This is a genomic window from Actinophytocola sp., assembly GCF_009379765.1.
Lineage (GTDB): Bacteria > Actinomycetota > Actinomycetes > Mycobacteriales > Pseudonocardiaceae > Actinophytocola.
Window position 1 is genome coordinate 1 of record NZ_WHTD01000149.1, and the last position, 21023, is coordinate 21023.

General features: G+C 72.2%; 20 protein-coding genes. 10 read left to right on the forward strand and 10 right to left on the reverse strand.

Annotated features, from left to right (window positions below):
- Together GEV28_RS33040 and GEV28_RS33045 are read right to left on the reverse strand one after the other, a co-directional pair.
- The coding region (locus GEV28_RS33040) for a response regulator transcription factor (RefSeq protein ID WP_291416685.1) at nucleotides 1-683 on the reverse strand (683 nt) is incomplete at its 3' end.
- Nucleotides 680-1486: a histidine kinase gene (locus tag GEV28_RS33045; protein ID WP_291416687.1), complete on the reverse strand. Its 807-nt coding sequence runs from the start codon at nucleotides 1484-1486 to the stop codon at nucleotides 680-682. The genes GEV28_RS33045 and GEV28_RS33040, both read right to left, overlap by 4 nt.
- Nucleotides 1487-1624: 138 nt before the next feature.
- Between GEV28_RS33045 and GEV28_RS33050 the strand changes: the two genes are divergently transcribed.
- The 4 genes from GEV28_RS33050 (at nucleotide 1625) to GEV28_RS33065 (ending at nucleotide 5751) form a co-directional block, all read left to right on the forward strand.
- Entirely contained in the window at nucleotides 1625-2332 is a 708-nt protein-coding gene (locus GEV28_RS33050) for an ABC transporter ATP-binding protein (protein ID WP_291416689.1), read from the forward strand.
- The gene (locus tag GEV28_RS33055; protein ID WP_291416692.1) at nucleotides 2329-3921 is read left to right on the forward strand and encodes an FtsX-like permease family protein; all 1593 of its coding nucleotides are present in this window, start codon (nucleotides 2329-2331) and stop codon (nucleotides 3919-3921) included. The genes GEV28_RS33050 and GEV28_RS33055 overlap by 4 nt, the downstream gene beginning before the upstream one ends.
- A gap of 18 nt (nucleotides 3922-3939) precedes the next feature.
- Nucleotides 3940-4659, forward strand: a complete 720-nt coding sequence (locus GEV28_RS33060) for an ABC transporter permease (RefSeq protein WP_291416694.1) — start codon at nucleotides 3940-3942, stop codon at nucleotides 4657-4659.
- A 363-nt stretch (nucleotides 4660-5022) separates the two neighbouring features.
- The gene (locus GEV28_RS33065) at nucleotides 5023-5751 is read left to right on the forward strand and encodes a 1-acyl-sn-glycerol-3-phosphate acyltransferase (RefSeq protein WP_291416696.1); all 729 of its coding nucleotides are present in this window, start codon (nucleotides 5023-5025) and stop codon (nucleotides 5749-5751) included.
- 378 nt (nucleotides 5752-6129) lie between these two features.
- On the opposite strand, the gene GEV28_RS33070 is transcribed toward GEV28_RS33065, so the two are convergent.
- Together GEV28_RS33070 and GEV28_RS33075 are read right to left on the reverse strand one after the other, a co-directional pair.
- The gene (locus GEV28_RS33070) at nucleotides 6130-7314 is read right to left on the reverse strand and encodes a mandelate racemase/muconate lactonizing enzyme family protein (RefSeq protein WP_291416698.1); all 1185 of its coding nucleotides are present in this window, start codon (nucleotides 7312-7314) and stop codon (nucleotides 6130-6132) included.
- Nucleotides 7315-7325: 11 nt separating this feature from the next.
- A complete protein-coding gene (locus GEV28_RS33075) occupies nucleotides 7326-8480 on the reverse strand; it encodes a Xaa-Pro peptidase family protein (RefSeq protein ID WP_291416700.1) in 1155 nt (384 codons plus the stop codon).
- A gap of 71 nt (nucleotides 8481-8551) precedes the next feature.
- Between GEV28_RS33075 and GEV28_RS33080 the strand changes: the two genes are divergently transcribed.
- From GEV28_RS33080 to GEV28_RS33090, 3 genes are all read left to right on the forward strand, one after another.
- Entirely contained in the window at nucleotides 8552-9469 is a 918-nt protein-coding gene (locus tag GEV28_RS33080; RefSeq protein WP_291416702.1) for a LysR family transcriptional regulator, read from the forward strand.
- A gap of 75 nt (nucleotides 9470-9544) precedes the next feature.
- On the forward strand, nucleotides 9545-9730 hold the full coding sequence (locus GEV28_RS33085; RefSeq protein WP_291416704.1) for a PspC domain-containing protein: 186 nt from the start codon (nucleotides 9545-9547) through the stop codon (nucleotides 9728-9730).
- A 79-nt stretch (nucleotides 9731-9809) separates the two neighbouring features.
- Complete coding sequence (locus GEV28_RS33090) at nucleotides 9810-10466, forward strand: enoyl-CoA hydratase-related protein (RefSeq protein ID WP_291416706.1); 657 nt, start codon at nucleotides 9810-9812, stop codon at nucleotides 10464-10466.
- 72 nt (nucleotides 10467-10538) lie between these two features.
- On the opposite strand, the gene GEV28_RS33095 is transcribed toward GEV28_RS33090, so the two are convergent.
- Entirely contained in the window at nucleotides 10539-11687 is a 1149-nt protein-coding gene (locus GEV28_RS33095) for a thioester domain-containing protein (RefSeq protein WP_291416708.1), read from the reverse strand.
- A gap of 191 nt (nucleotides 11688-11878) precedes the next feature.
- Nucleotides 11879-12832, reverse strand: a complete 954-nt coding sequence (locus GEV28_RS33100; protein WP_291416710.1) for a GNAT family N-acetyltransferase — start codon at nucleotides 12830-12832, stop codon at nucleotides 11879-11881.
- A 205-nt stretch (nucleotides 12833-13037) separates the two neighbouring features.
- Between GEV28_RS33100 and GEV28_RS33105 the strand changes: the two genes are divergently transcribed.
- Nucleotides 13038-13946: an SDR family NAD(P)-dependent oxidoreductase gene (locus tag GEV28_RS33105; protein ID WP_291416712.1), complete on the forward strand. Its 909-nt coding sequence runs from the start codon at nucleotides 13038-13040 to the stop codon at nucleotides 13944-13946.
- A 161-nt stretch (nucleotides 13947-14107) separates the two neighbouring features.
- Here GEV28_RS33105 and GEV28_RS33110 read toward each other — a convergent pair whose 3' ends face one another.
- The 3 genes from GEV28_RS33110 to GEV28_RS33120 are packed head-to-tail and all read right to left on the reverse strand — an operon-like array spanning nucleotide 14108 to nucleotide 16132.
- Complete coding sequence (locus GEV28_RS33110; protein WP_291416713.1) at nucleotides 14108-15337, reverse strand: sigma-70 family RNA polymerase sigma factor; 1230 nt, start codon at nucleotides 15335-15337, stop codon at nucleotides 14108-14110.
- Nucleotides 15334-15729 carry a YciI family protein gene (locus GEV28_RS33115; protein WP_291416715.1) on the reverse strand — a complete coding sequence of 132 codons (396 nt, stop codon included), beginning with the start codon at nucleotides 15727-15729 and terminating at the stop codon, nucleotides 15334-15336. Before GEV28_RS33115 ends, GEV28_RS33110 begins: the two co-directional genes overlap by 4 nt.
- Nucleotides 15730-15760: 31 nt before the next feature.
- Entirely contained in the window at nucleotides 15761-16132 is a 372-nt protein-coding gene (locus GEV28_RS33120; protein WP_291416717.1) for a VOC family protein, read from the reverse strand.
- A gap of 168 nt (nucleotides 16133-16300) precedes the next feature.
- On the opposite strand from GEV28_RS33120, the gene GEV28_RS33125 reads away from it, so the two are divergent.
- Complete coding sequence (locus GEV28_RS33125; RefSeq protein WP_291416719.1) at nucleotides 16301-18409, forward strand: acyltransferase family protein; 2109 nt, start codon at nucleotides 16301-16303, stop codon at nucleotides 18407-18409.
- On the opposite strand, the gene GEV28_RS33130 is transcribed toward GEV28_RS33125, so the two are convergent.
- A complete protein-coding gene (locus tag GEV28_RS33130; RefSeq protein ID WP_291416721.1) occupies nucleotides 18406-19038 on the reverse strand; it encodes a TetR/AcrR family transcriptional regulator in 633 nt (210 codons plus the stop codon). The genes GEV28_RS33125 and GEV28_RS33130 overlap by 4 nt on opposite strands.
- A gap of 91 nt (nucleotides 19039-19129) precedes the next feature.
- Here GEV28_RS33130 and GEV28_RS33135 point away from each other — a divergent pair, with 91 nt between their 5' ends.
- Complete coding sequence (locus tag GEV28_RS33135) at nucleotides 19130-20863, forward strand: ABC transporter ATP-binding protein (protein WP_291416723.1); 1734 nt, start codon at nucleotides 19130-19132, stop codon at nucleotides 20861-20863.
- The last annotated feature ends 160 nt before the right edge of the window (nucleotides 20864-21023 follow it).

Here is a 21023-nt window from a genome sequence, read left to right on the forward strand (position 1 = left end):
GGGGTGGCCTCTTCGGTCGCGTCGCCGGGGGAGACGAGGCCCGTCTCGTAGGCCAGGACGACGGCCTGGGCGCGGTCGCGGAGGGTCAGCTTGGCGAAGATGCGGGCCACGTGCGTCTTCACCGTCGCCTCGCTGAGAGTGAGCTCCTCGGCCAGCTCGGCGTTGGAGTTGCCGCGGCCCATCAGGGTCAGGACTTCCAGCTCCCGTGGCGTCAGGGCGGAGAGCTCCCGGTGGATCGCGGGCGGCCGGTCGCCGCCCGAGGCGAAGCGCTTCACCAACCGCCGGGTGATCGACGGGGCCAGCAGGGCGTCGCCGGTGTCGACCAGGCGCACCGCGGCGACGAGGTGCTCGGGGGTGACGTCCTTGAGCAGGAAGCCGCTGGCACCGGCGGCGAGGGCGGCGTACACGTAGCGGTCGAGGTCGAAGGTGGTCAGCATGAGCACCCTGCAGCCGGGGGACTGCTCGAGGATGCGGCGGGCGGCGTCCAGACCGTCCATGTTCGGCATCCGGATGTCCATGAGCACCACGTCCGGGCGCAGCTTGCGGACCGCCGCCACCGCCTCGGCGCCGTCGGCGGCCTCACCGACGACGTCGATGCCGCCCGAGGTGAGGATCATCCGGAAGCCCGTGCGTACGAGGGCCTGGTCGTCGGCGATGACGACCCGCGGCCGCGGATCCGTCATGGCCGGTCCAGCGGGATCCGTGCCCGGACCCGGAACCCGCCGCCCAGCCGTCGCCGGGCATCCAGGTCGCCGCCGAACACCCGCACCCGCTGGCGCAGCCCGAGCAAGCCGCGCCCCTCCTCGCCCGGCGCCGATGACGCGGGGGCGCTCCGGCCGCCGGACAGCATGCTGGGGCCGCTGTTCAGCACCTCCACCCGCAGGTGGTGGTCCGCGTACCGCACCGTCACCTCCGCCCGCGCCGCCCCGTCGCCGTGTTTGAGCGCGTTGGTCAGCGCCTCCTGGATGATCCGGTACGCGGTCAGGCCCACACCGGACGGGAGCGGCCGGGGCTCACCGGAGATGCGGACCTCCACCGGCAGCCCGGCGAACGCGATGCGGTCGATCAGCGGGCTGAGCCGGCTCAGGCTGGGCTGCGGCGACAGCTCCGCCTGCTCCGCACCGTCGGCCGGTGGCGCGAGCACGCCGAGCAGGTGACGCAGCTCGGTCATCGTGTCCCGCCCGGCCGCTTCGACGGCCTGCAGGGCCGCCGCGGCCTGGTCGGGTTCCGTGGCGAGCACCCTGCGGGCCGCCCCGGCCTGGACCACCATGACGCTCACGTTGTGGCTGACGATGTCGTGCAGCTCCCGGGCGATCCGGGCGCGCTCGGCGTCGACCGCGTTCTGGGCCGCGCTCTCGCGCTCCCGCTCCAGGAGCCAGCCACGCTCCTCCAGCGCCTTGGCGAAAGCGCGCCGGGCACGGACGAGTCGTGCGGCGAGCAACGCGGCCGCCAAGCACGCCACCGCCGCGACAACCAGATCCCACACGGCACAACTCTCCCAGGACGCCGGGAGCTCCGCATCATCCCCCGGGGCCAGCGCCTACATCCCCGGGATGACCCGGCCGAGCGGATACCTCCGCGGACCGATGCCGGCACCGCGCCCGCCGCCCCAGGATTGCGAACCGTGACCAGTGATGACAGCACCGGCCAGGCGGTCGTGAAGCTGACCGACGTGCGCAAGGAGTACAGCGACTCGGTCGCCCTGGACGGGGTCTCGCTCGAGATCCGCGCCGGGGAGGCGGTCGCGGTGATGGGCCCTTCGGGCAGCGGCAAGTCCACCTTGCTGAACCTGGTGGCCGGGCTGGACCGGCCGACCTCCGGATCCGTGGTCGTGAACGGCGACGACCTGGGGACGATGAACGAGACCGGCCTGGCCCTGTTCCGCCGCCGCCGGATCGGCATGATCTTCCAGTTCTTCAACCTGCTCGACGACCTCCCTGCGCTGGACAACATCGCGCTGGCCGCGCAGCTGACCGGGACCTCGGCCACCCAGGCCCGCAGGCGCGCGCTGGAGCTGCTGGGTGAGCTCGGCATCGCCGGCCGGAAGAACATCTACCCGGCCCAGCTCAGCGGTGGGGAGCGGCAGCGGGTCGCGGTCGCGCGGGCGCTGATGAACCGGCCGGCCCTGCTGCTGGCCGACGAGCCGACCGGGGCGCTGGACAGCCGGTCCGGCGAGCAGGTCATGGACCTGCTGCTCGACCTCAACCAGATCGGTCAGACGCTCCTGCTGGTGACGCACGACGAGCGGCTCGCCACCCGCTGCGCCAGCCGGACGGTCGAGGTCGTCGACGGCAAGGTCGCGCGCGAGGCCGGACTGGAGCGGTTGTCGTGAGCTCCGTGTGGCGGGTTTCGCGTGCCGCGGTGCGGCGGCGCAGGTTCCAGACGACCGTCATCGGCCTGGTGGTCGGGATCTCGACGGCGACGATCGTGGTCGCGCTCGGCCTGCTGGCCTCGGCGTCGGCCCCGTTCGACCGCGCGCACACCCAGCAGAGCGGTGCGCACCTGGTCGTGGCGTTCGACGGCACCGCGGTGTCCGGCGCCGCGCTCACCCGGGCCGCCGAGGCGCCGGAGGTCGAGGCGGTGGCCGGACCGTTCGGCCAGGTCAGCCTCGACACCTCGGCCGGCGGGGCCTCGTTCCTGCCGCCCAGCCTGACCACCGTGGGGCGCGCGGACCCCGGCGGCCCCGTTGACCGGCTCAACGTGTGGCAGGGCCGGTGGGCCACCGAACCGGGCGAGATCGTCCTGAACGTCAGACCGGGCATCTCCGACCCGGTGGACCTGGGGACCCGGGTCGACCTGCCTGGGGGCGTCACGCTCACCGTCGTGGGTTTCGCGTACTCGGTGAGCGGGTCGGCCGACGCCTGGGTCACCCCCGACCAGCTGGCGGCGCTGCACCCGACCGACACCGAGATGCTGTACCGCTTCACCGACGCCGCGACCGAGGCACAGGTCAGTGCCGGTGCGGCCGCCGTCACGGCCGGGCTGCCCCCGAACGCCGTGCTCGGCTCGCAGTCCTACCTCACCCTCAAGCAGCGGATCAGCTCCGAGGCGGCGCCGTACATCCCCTTCCTGGTCGTCTTCGGCCTCCTCGGGCTGGTAGTGGCCGTCCTGATCGTGGGCAACGTGATCAGCGGGGCGGTCGTGGCCGGGTTCCGGCACATCGGCGTGCTCAAGGCCATCGGGTTCACCCCGAACCAGGTGATGGCGGTCTACCTGGTGATGGTCACCGTCCCCTCCGTCATCGGCTGCGTGCTCGGCACGGTCCTGGGCAACATCGTCGGGCGGCCCATGCTCTCGGACGCGTTCTCGGCCTACGGCAGCGAGTTCGGCATCGACCTATGGGTGGACGCCGTCGCGCTGCTGGGCACGCCGGCCGTGGTCGCCCTGGCCGCGCTGCTGTCCGCGCTGCGGGCCCGCGGGCTGCCGGCGGCCGAGGCGATCAGCGCGGGCAGCTCGCAGCGCGTCGGGCGGGCGCTCGCCGTCCAGCGGTGGCTCAGCGGCACCCGGCTGCCGCGCTCGGTCAGCCTCGGCCTCGGCGTGCCGTTCGCCCGCCCGGCGCGCAGCGCGCTGACCTTGGCCGCCGTCGTCCTGGGCGTCACGACCGTGACGCTCGCGATCGGTGTGACGATGTCGGTGACCGCGTACAACGACGCGATGAGACCGGCACATCCCGATCGGATCGAGGTGCTGGCGGGAATGCCGGCCGACCTACCCGTGCGCCCCGGCGGTCCGGAAGCCGGCGTCGAGCCGCAGCTGAGCGACGGCGAGGACGAGGCGCTGCTGCGCTCGCTGCCCGGCGCGGTGCACGTCGCGGCCGTGGCGGGGCAGGAGGTCGAGGTGGTCGGGGGGCAGCGCGCCTCGGTCCAGTTCTACCGGGGAGAGGCCACCGAGCTCGCTCCCCAGGTGCTGGAGGGGCGGTAGCCCGACGGCGCGGGCCAGGTGGCGGTTCCCTCGAGGTTCCTGAACCAGCGCGGGCTCTCCCTCGGCGACACCATCACCGCGGAGCGGGACGGGCAACGCACGCCGTTGCGGCTCGTCGGCGTCGTCCTGACCAACAACGCCGACACGATCTTCGCCGACTGGTCGACCCTGATGCTCCTCGCGCCGGACGCGCGGGCCGACATCTACCAGGTCCAGCTCGAGCCCGGCACCGACCAGCAGGTCTACTCCGCCGGGGTCACGGCCGGTGACCCGGGACTGGAGGTGGTGCCGCCGCGCGACGGCACCTCGGACATGGCAGTGGTGCTCATCAGCTCCGCCACGCTCCTGACCCTGGTGCTGGCCGCCGTCGCGGCCCTCGGGGTGTTCAACACGGTCGTCCTCAACGCCCGCGAGCGCCGCCGTGACCTGGGCATGCTCAAGTCGATCGGGATGACGCCGCGCCAGGTCGTGGTGATGATGGTGACCTCGATGGGGGCGCTGGGCGTGGTCGGCGGGCTGCTCGGCGTGCCGCTGGGGTTCCTGGCGCACCAGCTGGTCGCCCCGGCCATGATGCGAGCGGCGCAGTCCGACGTCTTCGACTTCGTGATGGACGTGTACCGCGCGCCGATGCTCGCCCTGCTGGCGCTGGCAGGGATCGCCATCGCCGTGCTCGGTGCCCTCATCCCGGCGAGAGGCGCCGCGCGGACCACGATCGCCGAGGTGCTCCACAACGAGTGACGCCCCGCAGTGACCACCAGGTCACCGTGTCGCCCCACGTCGGTGCCGTGTCGTCCGCTGGCGTAGGCGTGTCGACTCGCCCCGTGGCTGTGTCGTCCGCTGGCGTAGCTGTGTCGACTCGCCCCGTGGCTGTGTCGTCCGCTGGCGTAGGCGTGTCGTCTGGTCACGTAGCCGTGTCGTCCGGTGGCGGTGCCCATGTGGCCGGCCTCCGCGGTGCCGCGCGCCCACGCGACGCCGCACCAAGTCGACACGGCGACGTGACGGGACGACACGGCGGGCGTGGCACCTTGAGCGGGGCGAGTGCGAAGATGGCTGGGGAGCGATCCGTGCGAAACGGGCAGCCCGCGTCGAAATGAGGTACGAGTGGAGCTCGTCTACCCGCCGGTGATCCTGGGCTGCAAGACCCTGTTCCGGGTGCTCGACCTGAAGCTGGACCTGAAGGGCACCGAGCACATACCGGTCACCGGCGGCGCGGTGCTCGCCTGCACCCACGTCAGCTACCTGGACTTCGTCTTCTGCGGGCTGGCCGGGCTGCCGGTCGGGCGCAAGACCCGGTTCATGGCCAAGCAGCAGATCTTCGCCAACCGGATCGCCGGGCCGCTGATGCGGGGCATGCGGCACATCTCCGTCGACCGGTCGGCCGGGCAGGCCTCCTACCGGGAGGCGGTGGCCGCGCTGCGGTCCGGCGAGGTGGTCGGGGTGTTCCCGGAGGCCACCATCAGCCGGTCGTTCACCGTGAAGCCGATCAAGACCGGCGCGGTGCGGATGGCCGTGGAGGCCGGCGTGCCGGTTGTCCCGATGACCGTGTGGGGCAGCCAGCGACTCTGGACCAAGGGCCGGCCGCGCAACCTCACCCAGCGCCACGTGCCGGTGCTGATCCGGGCGGGCGAGCCGTTCCACCCGAGCGTGGACGACGACCTGGACGAGCTCACCAACGACCTGCGCACCAGGATGTCCGCACTGCTCGACGAGGCCCAACGGGACTACCCGGACGCCCGCGACCCGGGTGGCGAGGCGTGGTGGCTGCCCACCCACCTCGGTGGCACCGCGCCGAGCCCCGAGGAGGCCGCCGCCCTCGACGCGGCCCGCTGAACGGCGGCAGGGGCTGGACCTGTGCCCGCACCTGGTTCGCCGCGACCACGGTTCCGCGGTCGCGGCCGTCGCGCCTGTCCGTCATGCCTCTGGAACGCGAGGGCGACCAGCCGCCGACGCCGGAATGAGCACCCGCACCCTCAACCGCCGCTGCCGCGGGCAGACCGGCACCACCACCACGCCGCCGCAGCGGCTGCACCGGGCCCGGATCCGCAGACGCAGTACCCGCTCGAAGCCACCGGCAACCCGTCGACCGGATAGCCGTGCAGGTCGGCTTCGGGTCACCGACCGCCTTCCGCGACCGGTTCAAGCGGATCGTCGGCACCAGTCCCGACAGCTACCGCGCCGCCTTCCACAAGCCGGGGGACCGAGCGGCCGTCAGCGTTTGGGCAGGGCCGGGGAGCGGGTCAGCACATCCTCGTCGTGGAAGGCGAAGTCCGCGCCCTCGGTCCGGTACAGCTCCGCGTAGGTGGCGACCTTGTCCGGGTCCAACCGGACGCCGAGACCCGGCCCGTCCGGGGCGGCCAGCGTTCCGTCCACATAGGACTCGATACCGCCGCCGAAGCCGTCGGTGACGTCGTCGGCGAGCAGTGCGCCGTAGGCCTGGTTGGCGTACCGGAAGTTGGGCGTCGCGGCGATCGCGTGGGTCGCGGCGGCGAGGGCGACGCCGAGCTCGCCGAGGCTGTGCTTGACCACGGGCAGCCCGGCCGCCTCGCACATCCCGGCCGAGCGCTTGACGTTGAGGAGCCCGCCGTCCATCTGGTTGTCCACCGACAGCGCGTCCGCGGCGCCCGCCCGGATCACCGCGAGCTGGTCGTAGCGCGTCCAGCTCGCCTCGTTGGCCAGCAGGGGAGTGCCGATCCGGCCGCGCACGTAGGCCATCTCGGCGAGGTTGCGCCCGGACACCGGCTGCTCGACGAGCTCGAGCCCGAAGCGCTCCAGCTCGGTGATCATCCGCACCGCCGCGCCCGGCGACCACGCCTCGTTGGCGTCCACCCGCAGCGCCATGTCCGGCCCGGCGCCGTCGCGCAGCGCGGCGACCCGCTCGATGTCGGTCCGCGGGTCGTCCGCGCCGACCTTCAGGTAGCAGGTGGTGAACCCGGCCCCGGTGGCGCGCTTCGCCTCCGCCGCCACCTCCTCCGGCGCGTTCCGCGCGACGTAGTAGAAGAACTCGACGCGGTCGTGGAACCGGCCGCCGAGCAGGTTCACCAGCGGCTGCCCGCACGCCTTGCCGACGAGGTCCCAGCAGGCCATCTCGACCGCGGCGATCGCCGGGCTGGTCGCCTTGACGTGATGCCAGGTGCCGACGAGCTCGATCCGCCGCACCAGCCGCTCGATCTGGAACGCGTCCGCCCCGATCACCAGTGGCCGCAGGCTTTCCAGGACCGCGAGCACGATACCGGCGGACGGGTACCCGGCGGCCTCGCCGAGCCCTACCAGCCCCTCGTCGGTCTCGACCTCGAGCAGCACGCTGACCTGGCCGCGCCGGCGGCCGAACGCCCACACCTCGTCGGCCAGGTACGGCACCGCCACCGGCGTGGCCCGCAGTTCGGTGATCCGCATCGAGTCCCCTTTCAGGACACCGCGATCAGCTCGCGGGTGGTCGTGGTGAGCAGCTCCGCGCCGGTCGGGGTGACGAGCGCCGTGTCGGACACCACGTGGCCGGTCGGCTCGGTCACCCACGACATCAGGTGGAAGGTCATCCCGGCGGTGATCTCGACCTCGCCGCCCGCGCGGATCCCGAGCACCTGCCCACCGCCGACCCAGCTGGGCGGGAAGCCGATGCCGACCAGGTAGCCGCAGTGGTGGCGGGACGGCCAGGTCGCCGCCGACGTGCCGGCGACCGCGCGCCGCCACGCCGCGTACACCTCGCCCGTGGTCGTGCCCGGCCGCAGCGCGTCGAGCGTCGCGTCGAGCCCGGCGGTCGCCGCGGCATGCGCCTGCACCGCGCCGGCCGGCACGGGTCCGGTGTAGACGGTCCGGCTCATGGGCGCGTGGTAGCGGCGGACGCACCCGGACAGCTCGAGGAACACGCCGTCGGCCACGGTCCGGTCGCCCCAGGAGACGTGCTCCTGCTCCAGCATCCACAGTGGACGGATGAGCGGGGTGAAGCCGGGCGGCTGGCCGCCGGCCGCGAACATCGCGTGGTGGACCGCCGCGGCCACGTCCCGTTCCGGCGCGCCCGGCCGCGCGGCGCCGATGCCGGCGGCCATCGCCGCGTCCGAGACCGCGGCCGCGCGCCGGATGTCGCCGATCTCGAGCGGCGTCTTGACCGCGCGGACCGTGGCCAGCACGCCGGTGCCGTCCACCCAGCGTCGCTCGGCCAGCGCGCGGTCGAGCCCGGCGCGGATCGACGGCGGGAAGAACATCGCCTCCTCCTCGACCGCGATGAGCCCGCCCGGCGGCACGAGCCCGGCCAGCGCGCCGGCCACCGCGGCCGCCGGGTCGTCGCCGTCGGGGAACGTCACGTGCCGGTGGCCGGGCAGCTGGGCCCGCACCGTCGGGCGCTCCATCTCGCGGGTCACGACGACGGGCGCCGTGCCGCCGGCCGGGATCAGCACCGCGGTGAACGCGAAGTAGCCGAGGTGGTCGAGTCCGGTCAGGTAGTAGACGTTCTCGGGGCTCACCGCGACGAACGCGTGCGCGCCCACCTCGGCCATCCAGGCCCGCAGGCCGGCGACCCGCACGTCGTGCTCGGCACCGGCCGGCGCCGGGAGAGGAAGGCTCATACGGCCAGGGTGCGCCCGATCGACGTCCAGATCCAGTGACGATTTCTTGCCTGGGTCGTAAGTTGGGCTACATGTTGGACGTGCACCGGTTGCGGCTCCTCCGCGAGCTGGCCCGCCAGGGAACCATCGCCGCCGCGGCGAGGGCCTGCTCGCTCACGCCCTCGGCGGTGTCGCAGCAACTCGCCGTCCTGGAACGGGAAGCCGGCACGCCGCTGTACTTCCGGGACGGCAGGCGGCTGGTGCTCACCGAGGCCGCGCTGGTGCTCGTCGAGCACACCGAGCAGGTGCTCGCCGAGTTGGAGCGCGCGAGCGCGAGTGTCGCCGCGCTGACCTCGACGGTGCGCGGGGTGCTGCGGCTCGCCGCGTTCCCCACCGCGGCGCGGGCACTCGCGGCGGACGCGATCGCGAGGTGCCGGGCCGCACATCCCGACCTTCGCGTGCGGCTGTCCGAGCAGGAGACCGCCGATGCCCTGGAGGCGTTGCGGGGCGGGCGGATCGACGTCGCGCTGGTGTACGAGTACAGCCTGCTGCCCGGGGTGCGGGACGTGGCGGTGGAGACCGAGCCGCTGGTGACCGAGCCGTTGCTGCTGGCACTGCCCGCGGACCTGCCCGCGGACCTGCGCGCTGGCCCGGGCCCGCTGCCCCTGGCCTCGCTCGCCGACCAGCCGTGGATCGCCGCGTCGCAGGACGACACGCTGCGCGCGATGCTGGCGCGGGCCTGCGCCGCCGCCGGGTTCGAGCCGCGGCTGGACTTCATCAGCTCCGACTACACGGTGATCTTCGCGCTGGTGCGGGCCGGGCTGGGCGTGTCGATCGTGCCGAGGCTGGCGCTGGAGTCGATGTCCGCGGACATCGAGCTGCGGGAGATCGCCGACCTGGAGCTGACCCGCACGGTCTCGGTCGCGGTACGCGCCGGCAGCCGCCGCGGTCCACAGATCGCCGCCATGCTCGCCGCGTTGCACGAGGTCGCCGCCGAGCTCGCGGGGTAGTTCGGGGTGACGGTCCGGGGGAAATCAGGGTTCTCCTCGATGCCGGGGCGGTTCAGGCGCGGGGATGGTGGAGTCATGACCACATTGACCAGGCCCCAGAGCCAGAAGATGATCGCGGGCGTCTGCGCGGGACTGGCGGCGCGCTACGGCTGGAAGGTGAGCACGGTGCGGCTGGTGTTCGTGCTGTCGTGCCTGCTGCCCGGACCCCAGTTCGTCGGTTACCTCGTGCTGTGGGCGTTGATGCCCAAGCGTGCCTACTGACCCGGATCGCCTGTCCAGCCGGGGTTACTCGTCAGTATCGTGAGGACTCGTACCGGTTGCCGCTGTTCGGGAGAGTGCCGTGCCAAAGCTGACTCGTGACGATGACGTCTTCGTGCTCGACCTCGGGGACGGGGAGAACCGGTTCCATCCGGACTGGGTCGACGAGGTCGGCGCCGCGCTCGACCAGGTGGAGCAGGCCGCGGCGCCTCGGGCGCTCGTCACCACCGCGAGTGGGCGGATCTACTCCAACGGGCTCGATCTGGAGTGGCTCGCGCAGCACGGGGAACAGCTGCGGAGCTACGTCGCCGGGGTGCAGGGGCTGCTGGCGCGGATGCTGGAGCTCCCGGCGCCCACGGTCGCGGCGATCCCCGGGCACGCGTTCGCCGCGGGGGCGATGTTCGCGCTCGCGCACGACTTCCGGGTCATGCGGGCGGACCGGGGGTTCTTCTGTCTGCCCGAGGTCGACATCAACATCCCGTTCACGCCGGGCATGGCGGCCCTCATCCAGTGCAAGCTCACCCCGCACGCGGCGGTCGAGGCGATGACCACCGGCCGGCGGTTCGGCGGCGTGGCCGCGGCCGCGGCGGGCCTCGTCGACGGGGCGGTCGCCGAGGACGAGGTGCGCGCTACCGCGATCGAGCGGGCCCGCCCGCTCGCGGGCAAGAACCCGCAGACCCTGGGCGCCATCAAGGCCCAGATGTTCCTCGACCCGCTGCGCGCCCTCCGGGCCAGCTGACACCTGCCAGGACCGACGACAGTGGCCCTGCCCCGGTGCTCCGGGACAGGGCCACGAGTCGAACCGCTCGGGTCAGGCGCGTTCGCGGCGGCGCCGCAGGAACAGCAGCGAGCCCACGCCGGCGCCGATCAGCACCACACCGATCACGATCGGCGCCACGACCGACGCGCCGGTCTCGGCCAGCTCGGCGGTGTTCTTCGGCTGCGGGGCGGGTGTCGCCCCCGGTGTCGTGGTGGTCGGCGGGGTCGCCGTCCACTCGGCACCCGCGGTCACCGCGATCTGGCTCTCCTCGGCCGTCGCCACGATCAGCGACTGCGTCGGGTGCTCGTCGTAGTTCCTGCCGACGAACAGGCGGCCGGTGTCGACCCGCGCCGAGGCGGTCAGCTCGAACGTCCCGGAGCCCTCGACAGCGCCCGCGGGGACGTCCAGGTACAGCTCGGTGCCGTTCTCGATCGCGTCGGCGGCCAGCTCGTTGCCGTCCGCGTCGGTGATCTGCACACCGTCGGGTAGGTCGGCGGTGAGCTCGTCGACCGAACCGGTGGTGGTCACCGTGAACGGCCCGATCCGGGTGCCGGCCGCGCCGGACAGCGTGGTCGGGTCGACCTCCAGCGCCGGTGTCGGCTGGTCACCGATGCCCACGTTCGCGTCGCCGGTCAGGTAGTCGTAGAGGGCCAGGGCGTCCGCCGCCGCTGCCTCGTCCGACCCGTCACCGGACAGCGGGTCGTCGCGGTTCAGGTCGGTCCCGTCGCTGTAGTGCCAGACGGCGGCCTGGGTCGCGGCGATGGCCTCCAGGACGTCGATGCCGTCGTTGGGCGCCGCCGGCAGCACTCCGGCCAGCGCGTCGAGGCTCTGCGCCGGGTAGCCGTGGTGCAGCACCCAGTTGATCTCGGCGCGGTTCTCGTGGAACGGGGAGTCCGCGTTCGGGTAGGCGTCCCAGGGCTGCTCGACCATCTCGTGGTCGGCGTCGATGTCGGTCTCGATCTCGACGCAGTACATGCTGAGCACGGTGCCGTCGGACAGGCGGAACCCGATCAGGTTCGTGTTGAGATCCGACAGCCAGTCGTCGCCCACGTTGACCTGGTAGCCGATCACGTCGAGGTCGCGGTCCACCTTGCCGGTGGCGGGCTCCGCGCTCGCGGGGATGGCCGCGGCCATCATGATCATCGCCGCTACCCCGGCGACTGCCGCCCCCGTGCGGGCGGGCTTGAACCTGCTGGTCATGCCCCTCCTTGTGCTCAGCCCCGAACAACGCGCTCTTGCCGCCATACCACCTAGGTGGCCCCAAGTCGATCAGGCAGAGCCGCACTCTACCCAGAGTGTCAATAGATCAACGACCGGGGTCATATCAGATGGTCGACACGCTCGTTCGGGGACTCCGATAGCAGACCGTTACCTCTGCGCCGCCGTCGCGCTCAGGTGCTGACCACCGTTCGGCGCCAGACGTCGATCACCAGGAAGGGGTGCATGCCCACCGACTCGTAGAGGCCGAGTGCGGGGGTGGTGTTGTTGGAGTCGACGTGCAGGATCGTGCCCGTCCGGCCGGCCGCCGTGTCGGTCGCGAAGGCATGGCGGAGCAGGTACTTCGCTACGCCACGGCCGCGGGCGTCGGGCAGCACGCCGATGTTGGCGACGTACCCGCAGCGCTCGTCGTCGGCGAACTGGTCGTTGCACTCCAGGGCGCCGACCGGGCGGCCGTCGAGCTCGGCCACCCACAGCTGGGACCAGTCGAAGGTGGACCGCCGGTCGAGGTTCCCGTGCCAGGACTCGTACGGCTCGGGCACGAAGCCGAAATGCTCGGCGAACGCCGTGGTCAGCACGGTGTGCGCGGCCCGGCGGGTCGCCGCGTCGGTGGCCTGGCGCAGGACGACGCCGGCCGGCGGCTCGGGGGGTGCCGTCGAGTGGGCGTGGTCGACGCGCATCCGGTGGAACGTCGTGGCCACGTGGAACCCGTGTGCCGTCAGCTGGGTGCGCAACGCCTCGTCGGCGCGGTAGACGCCGTGGTCGACCGTGACCCGCGGGTGGCCGCGCTCGCGCCCCATGTCCCGGGCCCGGCCGAGCGACCAGCCGAACAACCAGCGCGAGACCAGGGGATCCGCGGCGACCACGTCGATGCCGACCTGGTCGCTGTCGCTCTTGCCGGACGTCGTGGCGTAGCCCGCCGGCCGCCCGGACCGGTCGAGGACGAGCCTGCCGTCGAGGTCGGGGTCGAAGCCCGGCTCGGTGAGGTCGTCGTGCGCGTCGTCCTCGGTGTAGTCGGCGATCCCCACGGTCGCGAGCGTGTAGGACCGGACGAGCTCGGCGATGTGCTCGACGTCGTCGGGCCGGGGAGCCCTGGCGGTGTGCCCGCCGGGCAGGGTGTCAGCCACGGCGTAATGGTGCGCCGGTCCCGCCGGGCGCGTCGACCGAGTTCGGTCGCGCGTTACGCCCGACCGAACGGCTCGCTGCGCGTTCACCGCACGCTGCGACCTCCTGGCGTGGACCACCGCGGGTCGTCGCGGTTCGGCTGGAGACTGGGGTGAACCAGGAGCGGCGGTCCCGCCGCCGCGGATGTCGGGGCTGGTGGTTGGGGCAATGGTGATGACGTCACTGGACGGTCGGGCGGTGGTGGTCACCGGAGCCGGGCAGGGGTTGGGCCGGGCGTTCGCGACGCACCTGGCCCAGGTCGGGGCGGCCGTGGTGGTCAACGACATCGACCGCGACCTCGCGGAGTCGACGGTGGACGCGATCGAGTCCGCCGGTGGCTGCGCGGTGGTCAGCGACCACTCGGTGGCCGACGCCGAGCAGGCGCAGGCCATCGTCGATCTCTGCGTGCGCGAGTACGGGCAGATCGACGGCCTGGTCAACAACGCCGGGGTGAGCTACGAGGCGCTCCCGGCGGACGAGGACCCGCGGCTCGCGCACGAGCTGATCCAGGTCAACGTGCTGGGCGTCATCTACACGGGTCTCGCCGCGGTCCGCGCGATGGCGGGCCGCCGGGGGTCGATCGTGAACATCTCCTCCGGCGCCTCGCTCGGCCAGCGGATGCTGGGCACCTACGCGGCGAGCAAGGGCGCGGTCGCGTCGCTGACCTACTCGTGGGCGCTCGACCTCGAGGCGGCCAGGATCCGGGTGAACGCCGTGTGCCCGTTGGCGCACACGAGGATGGTCCGGAGCTCCGAGCGCGCGTTGCGCAACTGCCCGCCGGACCGCACGCCGGAGATGGTCGCGCCGTTGGTGTCGTTCCTGATCAGCGACCTCTCCCTGGGGGTGACCGGGCAGATGATCCGGTGCAACGGGCCGCAGCTGCACCTCGTCGGGCAGCCGTACCTGAAGTCCCCGATCCTGGAGCGGGACAGCTGGGACTCCGACAGCGTCGAGCGGGCGTTCAGCGAGGTGTTCCACGCCCACCTTGAGCCGTACGGCCTGGAGAAGCGGCTGCCGCCGATGCTGCGCAAGTGGTTGTCGTGGCACGACGACGCCGAGCGGACCGTCCGCAGCTAGATGACCTATGAGTCCCCGTTCCGAACCGCGAGTCCGCACTGCGTGAGCGCTGGCGCCCGAGATGGTTCGACTCGCGTAGCCGAACTCGCACGCCCGGAAGGCGAAACTCGCCAGTCACGAACCGGGGACTCGCGCGGCCGGAACGGGGGACTCGCGGGGGGTCAGGCGTCACCGGCCAGTCGTTCAACGAGGCGGGCCGCGCGGGTGTGCAGGTAGTGCTGTTCCGGGAGGCTGGTCGTCAGCCGGGCGGCGGTCTCGTAGCTCGCCCGCGCGGCTTCGAGGTCGCCCGTCATCTCCCGCAGGTGGGCTCGGACCGCGTGCAGGCGGTGGTTGCCGGACAGCTGGTCGTCCAGGGGGCCCAGCAGGGCCAGACCGGCCTCGGGGCCCTCCGACATCGCCACCGCCACCGCGTGGTTCAGGGTCACCACCGGGTTGGGGTCCAGGTCCTCCAACAGTTGGTACAGCGCCACGACCTGGGGCCAGTCGGTGTCCTCGGCGTGGCGGGCCTCCGCGTGCACCGCGGCTATCGCGGCCTGGAGCTGGTAGGGGCCGAGCGGCGCGCGGGCCAGGGTGTCGGTGACGAGCGCGAGGCCTTCGTCGACCCCGGCGCGGTGCCAGCGTCGGCGGTCCTGTTCGGACAGTGGCACGAGGCTGCCGTCGAGGTGGGTGCGGGCCGGCCGGCGGGCGTCGGTCAGCAGCATCAGGGCAAGGAGGCCGGCCACCTCGCCGTCGTCGGGGCGCAGGGCTCGGACGGCTCGGGTCAGGCGGATCGCCTCGCGGGACAGGGCCGTGCGGTGCAGGTCGGGACCCGAGCTGGCGGTGTAGCCCTCGTTGAAGATCAGGTACAGCACGTGCAGTACGGAGCGGAAGTCCGGCTCGGGCGGCAGGACGAACCGGGCACCGGTCGCTCTGATGCGTTGCTTCGCGCGGCTGATTCGTTGGGCCGTGGTCGGTTCGGGGACCAGGAACGCCTTCGCGATCTCCGCCGTCGTCAGACCGCCGACCGCGCGCAGGGTCAGCGCGACCTGGGACGGCGGGGTCAGGCTCGGATGGCAGCAGAGCACCAGCAGGATCAGGGTGTCGTCGGCCGGCGCGGCGGTGTCGGCGGGCGGCGCGGGCGGCTCGTCCGGCTGGGTCTGCGCCGCGAGCCTGCGCCTGCTCGCCTGCTCGCTGCGCAGCTGGTCGGTCATCCGGCGCGACGCCACCGTGACCAGCCAGCCGTCCGGGCGGTCGGGCAGCCCTTCGCCCGGCCACTGCGTCGCCGCGGCTAGCAGCGCCTCCTGCACCGCGTCCTCCGCGGTCTCGAAGTTCCCGTACCGCCGCACGAGCGCGCCGAGGACCCGCGGCGCCAGGCGGCGCAGCAGGTCCTCGATCTCGCCGACGGTGGTCACATCTCTTGCCCGGCCATGTCCATGATCGGGCGCACCTCGACGGCCGTGAACCGGGCGTCGGGGAAGCGCGCCGCGATCTCGGCGGCCCGCTCCGGACTGTCGCAGTCGAGCACGAAGTACCCGGCCAGCTGCTCCTTCGCCTCGAGGTAGGGACCGTCGGTGGTCGCCGGGACGCCGTCGCGCGGCCGGGCGGTTCTCGCGGTCACCGGGTCGGCGAGCGCCGCGCCGACCACGAGCTCACCGGACTCGGTGATCTCCTCCCGCAGCGCCTCGGCCTGCCTGGCGAGCTCGGCCCGCTCGTTCGCCGGCAACGCCAGGAACGCCGGGTTCCGCAGGAACATCGGATGCCCCCAGTTCTCCGTGTTGCCGTAGATCAGCAGCAGGTACTTCATGTGCCCTCCTCATGACGTCGGCGCTGCGTGCTCACGCCGGTCCCGCGATGCCGACCAGATTGCCCTCGGGGTCGGTGACGTGCCCGACCACCAGCGACTCGGAGGTCCGCGTCGGGCCCATCCGGCGCGTCCCGCCGAGGCTCTCCGCCTTCCGGAGCGCGGCCTCGACGTCGGGCACGCCCACGTAGAACAGGACCCGCCGCTCGTAGCCCGCGCCGCCGCCGACCCCGCCGGGGATCCCGTCGCTCTGCGCCACGAACCCGTAGTCGCCCGCCCGCGAGACCTCCTCGGCGACCGCGCCGCCCGTGTCGAACTCCCATCCGAACAGGTCGCCGTAGTAGCCGCGCAGCATCGCCGGATCGGTCCCGATGATCTCGAAGTGCACCACTGGTCGTCCCATCATCGCTCCTTCCCGCGCCGGTGGCCCGGCGCCGGACGAGGGCGCCCCTGGCGGACGCCACACCCCGGAGGTCGGAGTGGACGGCCCGGCCTCGACGTGAGCCGGCGTGCTGGTCGGGTAAATTAGCCGGTCGGGGGTTCGCCGCACGGGCGACAAGTGGGGGACGAAAGCGTGGACACGGTCACCGAGCAACGCCGCGAGAGCGGCCCGCCGCGGACCGAGGCCGCTCGGACCTCGCGCGGGTTCCGTACCGACATCCAGGCGCTGCGGGCCATCGCGGTGCTCGCGGTCGTGGTCAACCATCTGTGGCCGGGCTCGCTCACCGGCGGCTACGTCGGCGTGGACGTCTTCTTCGTCATCTCGGGCTTCCTGATCAGCTCGCACCTCGACCGCGAGATCGTCGCCACCGGGCGGGTGCGGCTGGGCCGCTTCTACGCCCGGCGCATCCGGCGGCTGCTGCCCGCCGCGTTCCTCGTGCTCGCGTTCAGCCTGGTCGCGGCCTACTTCCTGCTGCCGTACCCGCGCTGGGAGGCCATCGCGCAGGAGTCCTTCGCCAGCGCGACGTACTGGGAGAACTGGCTGCTCGCGGCCAAGTCCGTGGACTACTCCGCGGCGGACGCGGCGGCGAGCCTCGTGCAGCACTACTGGTCGCTCTCGGTCGAGGAGCAGTTCTACCTGGTCTGGCCGCTGCTGCTGCTCGGGCTGTTCCTGGTCAGGCGCAGGAGCGCGCAGCTCATCGGGATCGCCGTCGTCGGCGTCGGGTCGCTCGCGTTCAGCGTCTACTACACCCAGGCCTCGCCCAGCGAGGCGTACTTCGTCACCCCCGTCCGGGTGTGGGAGTTCGCTCTGGGTGCGATCGTCGCCCTGGCCGGCGCGCGGCTCGGGCTGCCCCGGATCGCCGCGGGCCTCGCGTCGTTCGCGGGCCTTGCCATGATCATCGGCTCGGCCGCCGGCTACGACCACCACACCCCGTTCCCCGGGTCCCTCGCACTGGTCCCGACCGTGGGCACGGCCCTGGTGATCATCGCCGGGCAGCGGCCGGGACGGCAGTGGCACACGGTGGTGACCGCGTCCTGGCCGGTGCAGTTCGTGGGCAACATCAGCTACTCGCTCTACCTGTGGCACTGGCCGCTGATCCTGCTGGCACCGTTCGCGCTGAAGGACGTGCTGCGGGCGGGCACGCTGCCCACGCCGTACGTGTTCGCCGTCCTCGGCGCGGCGCTCCTGCTGGCGTTCGGCTCGAAGTACCTGGTCGAGGACCGGGGCATGGCGCTCACCCGGCATACCGGCGCCACCTTCACCGCCATGATCGCCGGGCTCGTCGCGGTCTCCACGGTCGCCTACGGCCTGGCCTGGACCTATGACCGGCTCGTCGTCCAGGCCGAGCGGGAGGTGGAGGTGACCGCCCAGCGGACCGTGTCGTGCCACGGCGCCCAGGCGCGGATCCCCGCCAACGAGTGCAGAGAGCCCTTCGGGCCGGCGCGGGTCGTGGACATGGGCCCGGCGAACAAGTACTACGAGAACGCGCCCGAGTGCCGGGCGCTCGACGACTACATGGTGGGCTCGAAGAAGACCACGTTGGTGTGCGACTTCAGCCGGGGCGCGCGGTCGCCGGAGGTGGTGTGGCTCGTCGGTGACTCGCACGCGCAGCAGTGGCAGGGGCCGATGTTCGACCTCGCGCGCGAGCGCAGGTGGGTGCTCAAGCTGAGCTACCTCGGCGGCTGTCCGTTCGCCGACATCGAGTTCAGCGGCTACCACGGGCCGGCGCCGGAGACGAACACGAGGCCGTGCATGGAGTGGACCGCCAAGATGGCCGACGTGATCGCGGACGACTCGCCCTCGGCGGTGGTCGTCTCGTTCTACGCCCGCGAGGAGTTCGCCGACGACGGCACCGACCGCTCGCAGACCGAGCAGTACCGCGCGGGGCTCGAGCCGTTCTGGAAGAAGTGGACCGACGCCGGGGCCCGCGTGGCGGTCCTGTCCGACCCGCCGCTCAACGCCGAGGTCCGGGCGCTCGACTGCGCGTCCCTCAACGCGGACGACCCGGCGGCGTGCGCGGTGGACCGGCGCGTCGCCCAGCCGCCGGACCCACTGTCCGAAGTGGCCAGCACGAGCCGCAACCCCGAAGTGTCCTTCGTGGACCTCACCAACTACTTCTGCGACAAGCGCCGCTGCTACACCGTGGTCGGGAACGTGGTCGTCTACTACGACGCCAACCACCTGAACCTGGAGTTCAGCCGCAGCATGAAGCCGATGATCGGCCGGGCATTGGACCGTTAGTCCACAGTCGACGGTGAGGCCGGGTCGGGTTCCGGAAGGCCGGGCAGGCCGCGCAGCAAGGGGAGGTACACGTCGTCGACCAGGTCGGCGATCGTCTCATCGGTGATGGGGTTGCCCTTGAGGAGCGACTCGCCGCGGACCAGGTCCAGGGGCAGGCGGGTGGCGCGGGAGGACATGTCGACCGGGGGGAGCTCGCCCCGGGCGACGGCGCGTTCCACGACCGTGCGGACCACGTCACCGAACGGCGCGGTCTCGAGGCGCTTGCGCAGCAGGCCGGCGACCTCCGGGTGGCGGAACGCCTCGCCCATCACGCCGGCCACCACCTCGTGCATGACCGTGTCGACGCGGCGGGCGATGCGGGCGAACATGGCGATCAGGTCCGTGCGGAGGGCGCCGGTGTCGGGGGTCGCCTGTCGTACGGGAACATGCCGGCCCCACGCGGCGAGCACCAGTTCGGCGCGGTTGGACCAGCGGCGGTAGATCACCGGCTTGCTCGTCCCGGCCCGGGTGGCGACGGCCTCGATGGTGAGGCCGGCATAGCCGACCTCGGTGAGCTCGTCCCACGCCGCGTCGAGGATGGCGTGCTCCAGCTCCGCGCCTCGCCTGCGGGACCTCGTCGTCTCGGTCACCCTGCCTCTTAAGATACTTTGCGTTTCTTGTCAGGGTAGCGTACGTTACCCCATGTTAGATACGGTTCGTTTCTTCGCAACGGGGGACTCCTTGCTGAGCCGCTTGCTTCGTACCTACCTGCGGCCATATCGTCGCGAGCTCACGATCGTGCTCGTGCTGCAGCTGATCGGCACCATCGCCTCGCTGTACCTGCCGAGCCTCAACGCCGACATCATCGACAAGGGCATCGCCTTGGGCGATACCGGTTACATCGTCTCCACCGGCGGCTGGATGCTCACCGTCACCCTAGTCCAGATTGTCTGTTCCATCATCGCCGTCTACTTCGGCGCGCGCTGCGCGATGGCGTTCGGGCGCGACGTCCGGTCCGCGATCTTCCACCGGGTCGGGGAGTTCTCCGCCCGCGAGGTCGCCGGGTTCGGGCCGCCGTCGCTGATCACCCGCACCACCAACGACGTCCAGCAGGTGCAGCTGCTCGTGGTGATGGTCTTCACCATGTTCGTCACCGCGCCGATCATGTGCGTGGCGGGCGTCGTGATGGCGCTCCAGGAGGACGTCGGCCTGTCCTGGCTGCTGCTGGTCTGCGTGCCGGTGCTGGTGATCTGCATCGGGCTGATCGTCTCCCGGATGGTGCCGCAGTTCCGGAAGATGCAGGACCGCATCGACGACGTCAACCGGGTGCTGCGCGAGCAGCTCTCGGGCATCCGGGTGGTCCGCGCGTTCGTCCGCGAGCCCGCCGAGACCCGCCGGTTCGCCGACGCCAACGCCGAGCTCACCGACACCGCCCTGCGGGTCGGCCGGCTGCAGGCGCTGATCTTCCCGACCGTCATGCTCATCCTCAACGGGTCCAGCATCGCGGTGCTGTGGTTCGGCGCGCACCGCGTCGAAGCCGGCGAGATGCAGATCGGCGCGCTCACCGCGTTCCTCAACTACCTGATCCAGATCCTCATGTCGGTGATGATGGCGACGTTCATCTCGATGATGATCCCGCGCGCGGCGGTCTGCGCCGAGCGGATCAACGAGGTGCTCGACACCGAGTCGTCGGTGGTTCCGCCCGCGACGCCGGTGCGCGAGCTGACCAGGCACGCCGACCTCGAGCTCCGCGGCGTCGAGTTCCGCTATCCCGGCGCGACGGATCCCGTGCTGCGCGACATCTCCTTCCGCGCGGAGTCGGGGAGGACGACCGCGATCGTCGGCAGCACCGGCACGGGCAAGACGACGCTGATGTCGCTGATCCCACGGCTGATCGACGTGACCGAGGGCAGCGTGCTCGTCGACGGCGTCGACGTGCGCGAGCTCGACCCGGACATGCTGTGCGCCCGGATCGGCCTGGTGCCGCAGCGGGCGTACCTGTTCACCGGCACCGTCGCGAGCAACCTGCGCTACGGCAACCCGGACGCCACCGACGAGGAGCTGTGGCAGGCCTTGGAGATCGCGCAGGCCCGCGACTTCGTCGAGGAGATGCCCGGCGGGCTCGAGGCGCCGATCGCGCAGGGCGGCACGAATGTGTCCGGCGGGCAGCGCCAGCGGCTGTCCATCGCGCGGGCGCTGGTCCACCGGCCGGAGATCTACCTGTTCGACGACGCGTTCTCCGCGCTCGACGTCGCGACCGACGCGCGGCTGCGTGCCGCGCTGCGCCCGCACACCGAGCACGCGGCGGTCGTCGTCGTCGCGCAGCGGGTCACCACCATCCTCGACGCCGACCAGATCATCGTGCTGGACAACGGATCGGTCGTCGGCGTCGGCACCCACCGCCAACTGCTCGACACGTGTCCGACCTACGTCGAGATCGTCGAGTCCCAGCTGACCCCGGAGCAGGTGGCATGAGCCGACTGACCAACCCAACCACTTTGCTTCGTGCGAGTGCCGTCCACGCCGAGCGGAGCGAGGCAGGTGCCACAGCATGAGCAGACTGATCAACGCAACCACTTTGCTTCGTGCGAATGCGGTCCACGCCGAGCGGAGCGAGGCAGGTGCCACAGCATGA

What these genes read in the sequence shown, in the direction of transcription:
- GEV28_RS33095 (WP_291416708.1), bottom strand. Translation starts at nt 11,687, where the DNA reads ATGACCAGCAGGTTCAAGCCCGCCCGCACGGGGGCGGCAGTCGCCGGG.
- GEV28_RS33115 (WP_291416715.1), bottom strand. Translation starts at nt 15,729, where the DNA reads ATGAAGTACCTGCTGCTGATCTACGGCAACACGGAGAACTGGGGGCAT.
- GEV28_RS33105 (WP_291416712.1), top strand. Translation starts at nt 13,038, where the DNA reads ATGGTGATGACGTCACTGGACGGTCGGGCGGTGGTGGTCACCGGAGCC.
- GEV28_RS33075 (WP_291416700.1), bottom strand. Translation starts at nt 8,480, where the DNA reads ATGAGCCTTCCTCTCCCGGCGCCGGCCGGTGCCGAGCACGACGTGCGG.
- GEV28_RS33085 (WP_291416704.1), top strand. Translation starts at nt 9,545, where the DNA reads ATGACCACATTGACCAGGCCCCAGAGCCAGAAGATGATCGCGGGCGTC.
- GEV28_RS33120 (WP_291416717.1), bottom strand. Translation starts at nt 16,132, where the DNA reads ATGATGGGACGACCAGTGGTGCACTTCGAGATCATCGGGACCGATCCG.
- GEV28_RS33080 (WP_291416702.1), top strand. Translation starts at nt 8,552, where the DNA reads ATGTTGGACGTGCACCGGTTGCGGCTCCTCCGCGAGCTGGCCCGCCAG.
- GEV28_RS33070 (WP_291416698.1), bottom strand. Translation starts at nt 7,314, where the DNA reads ATGCGGATCACCGAACTGCGGGCCACGCCGGTGGCGGTGCCGTACCTG.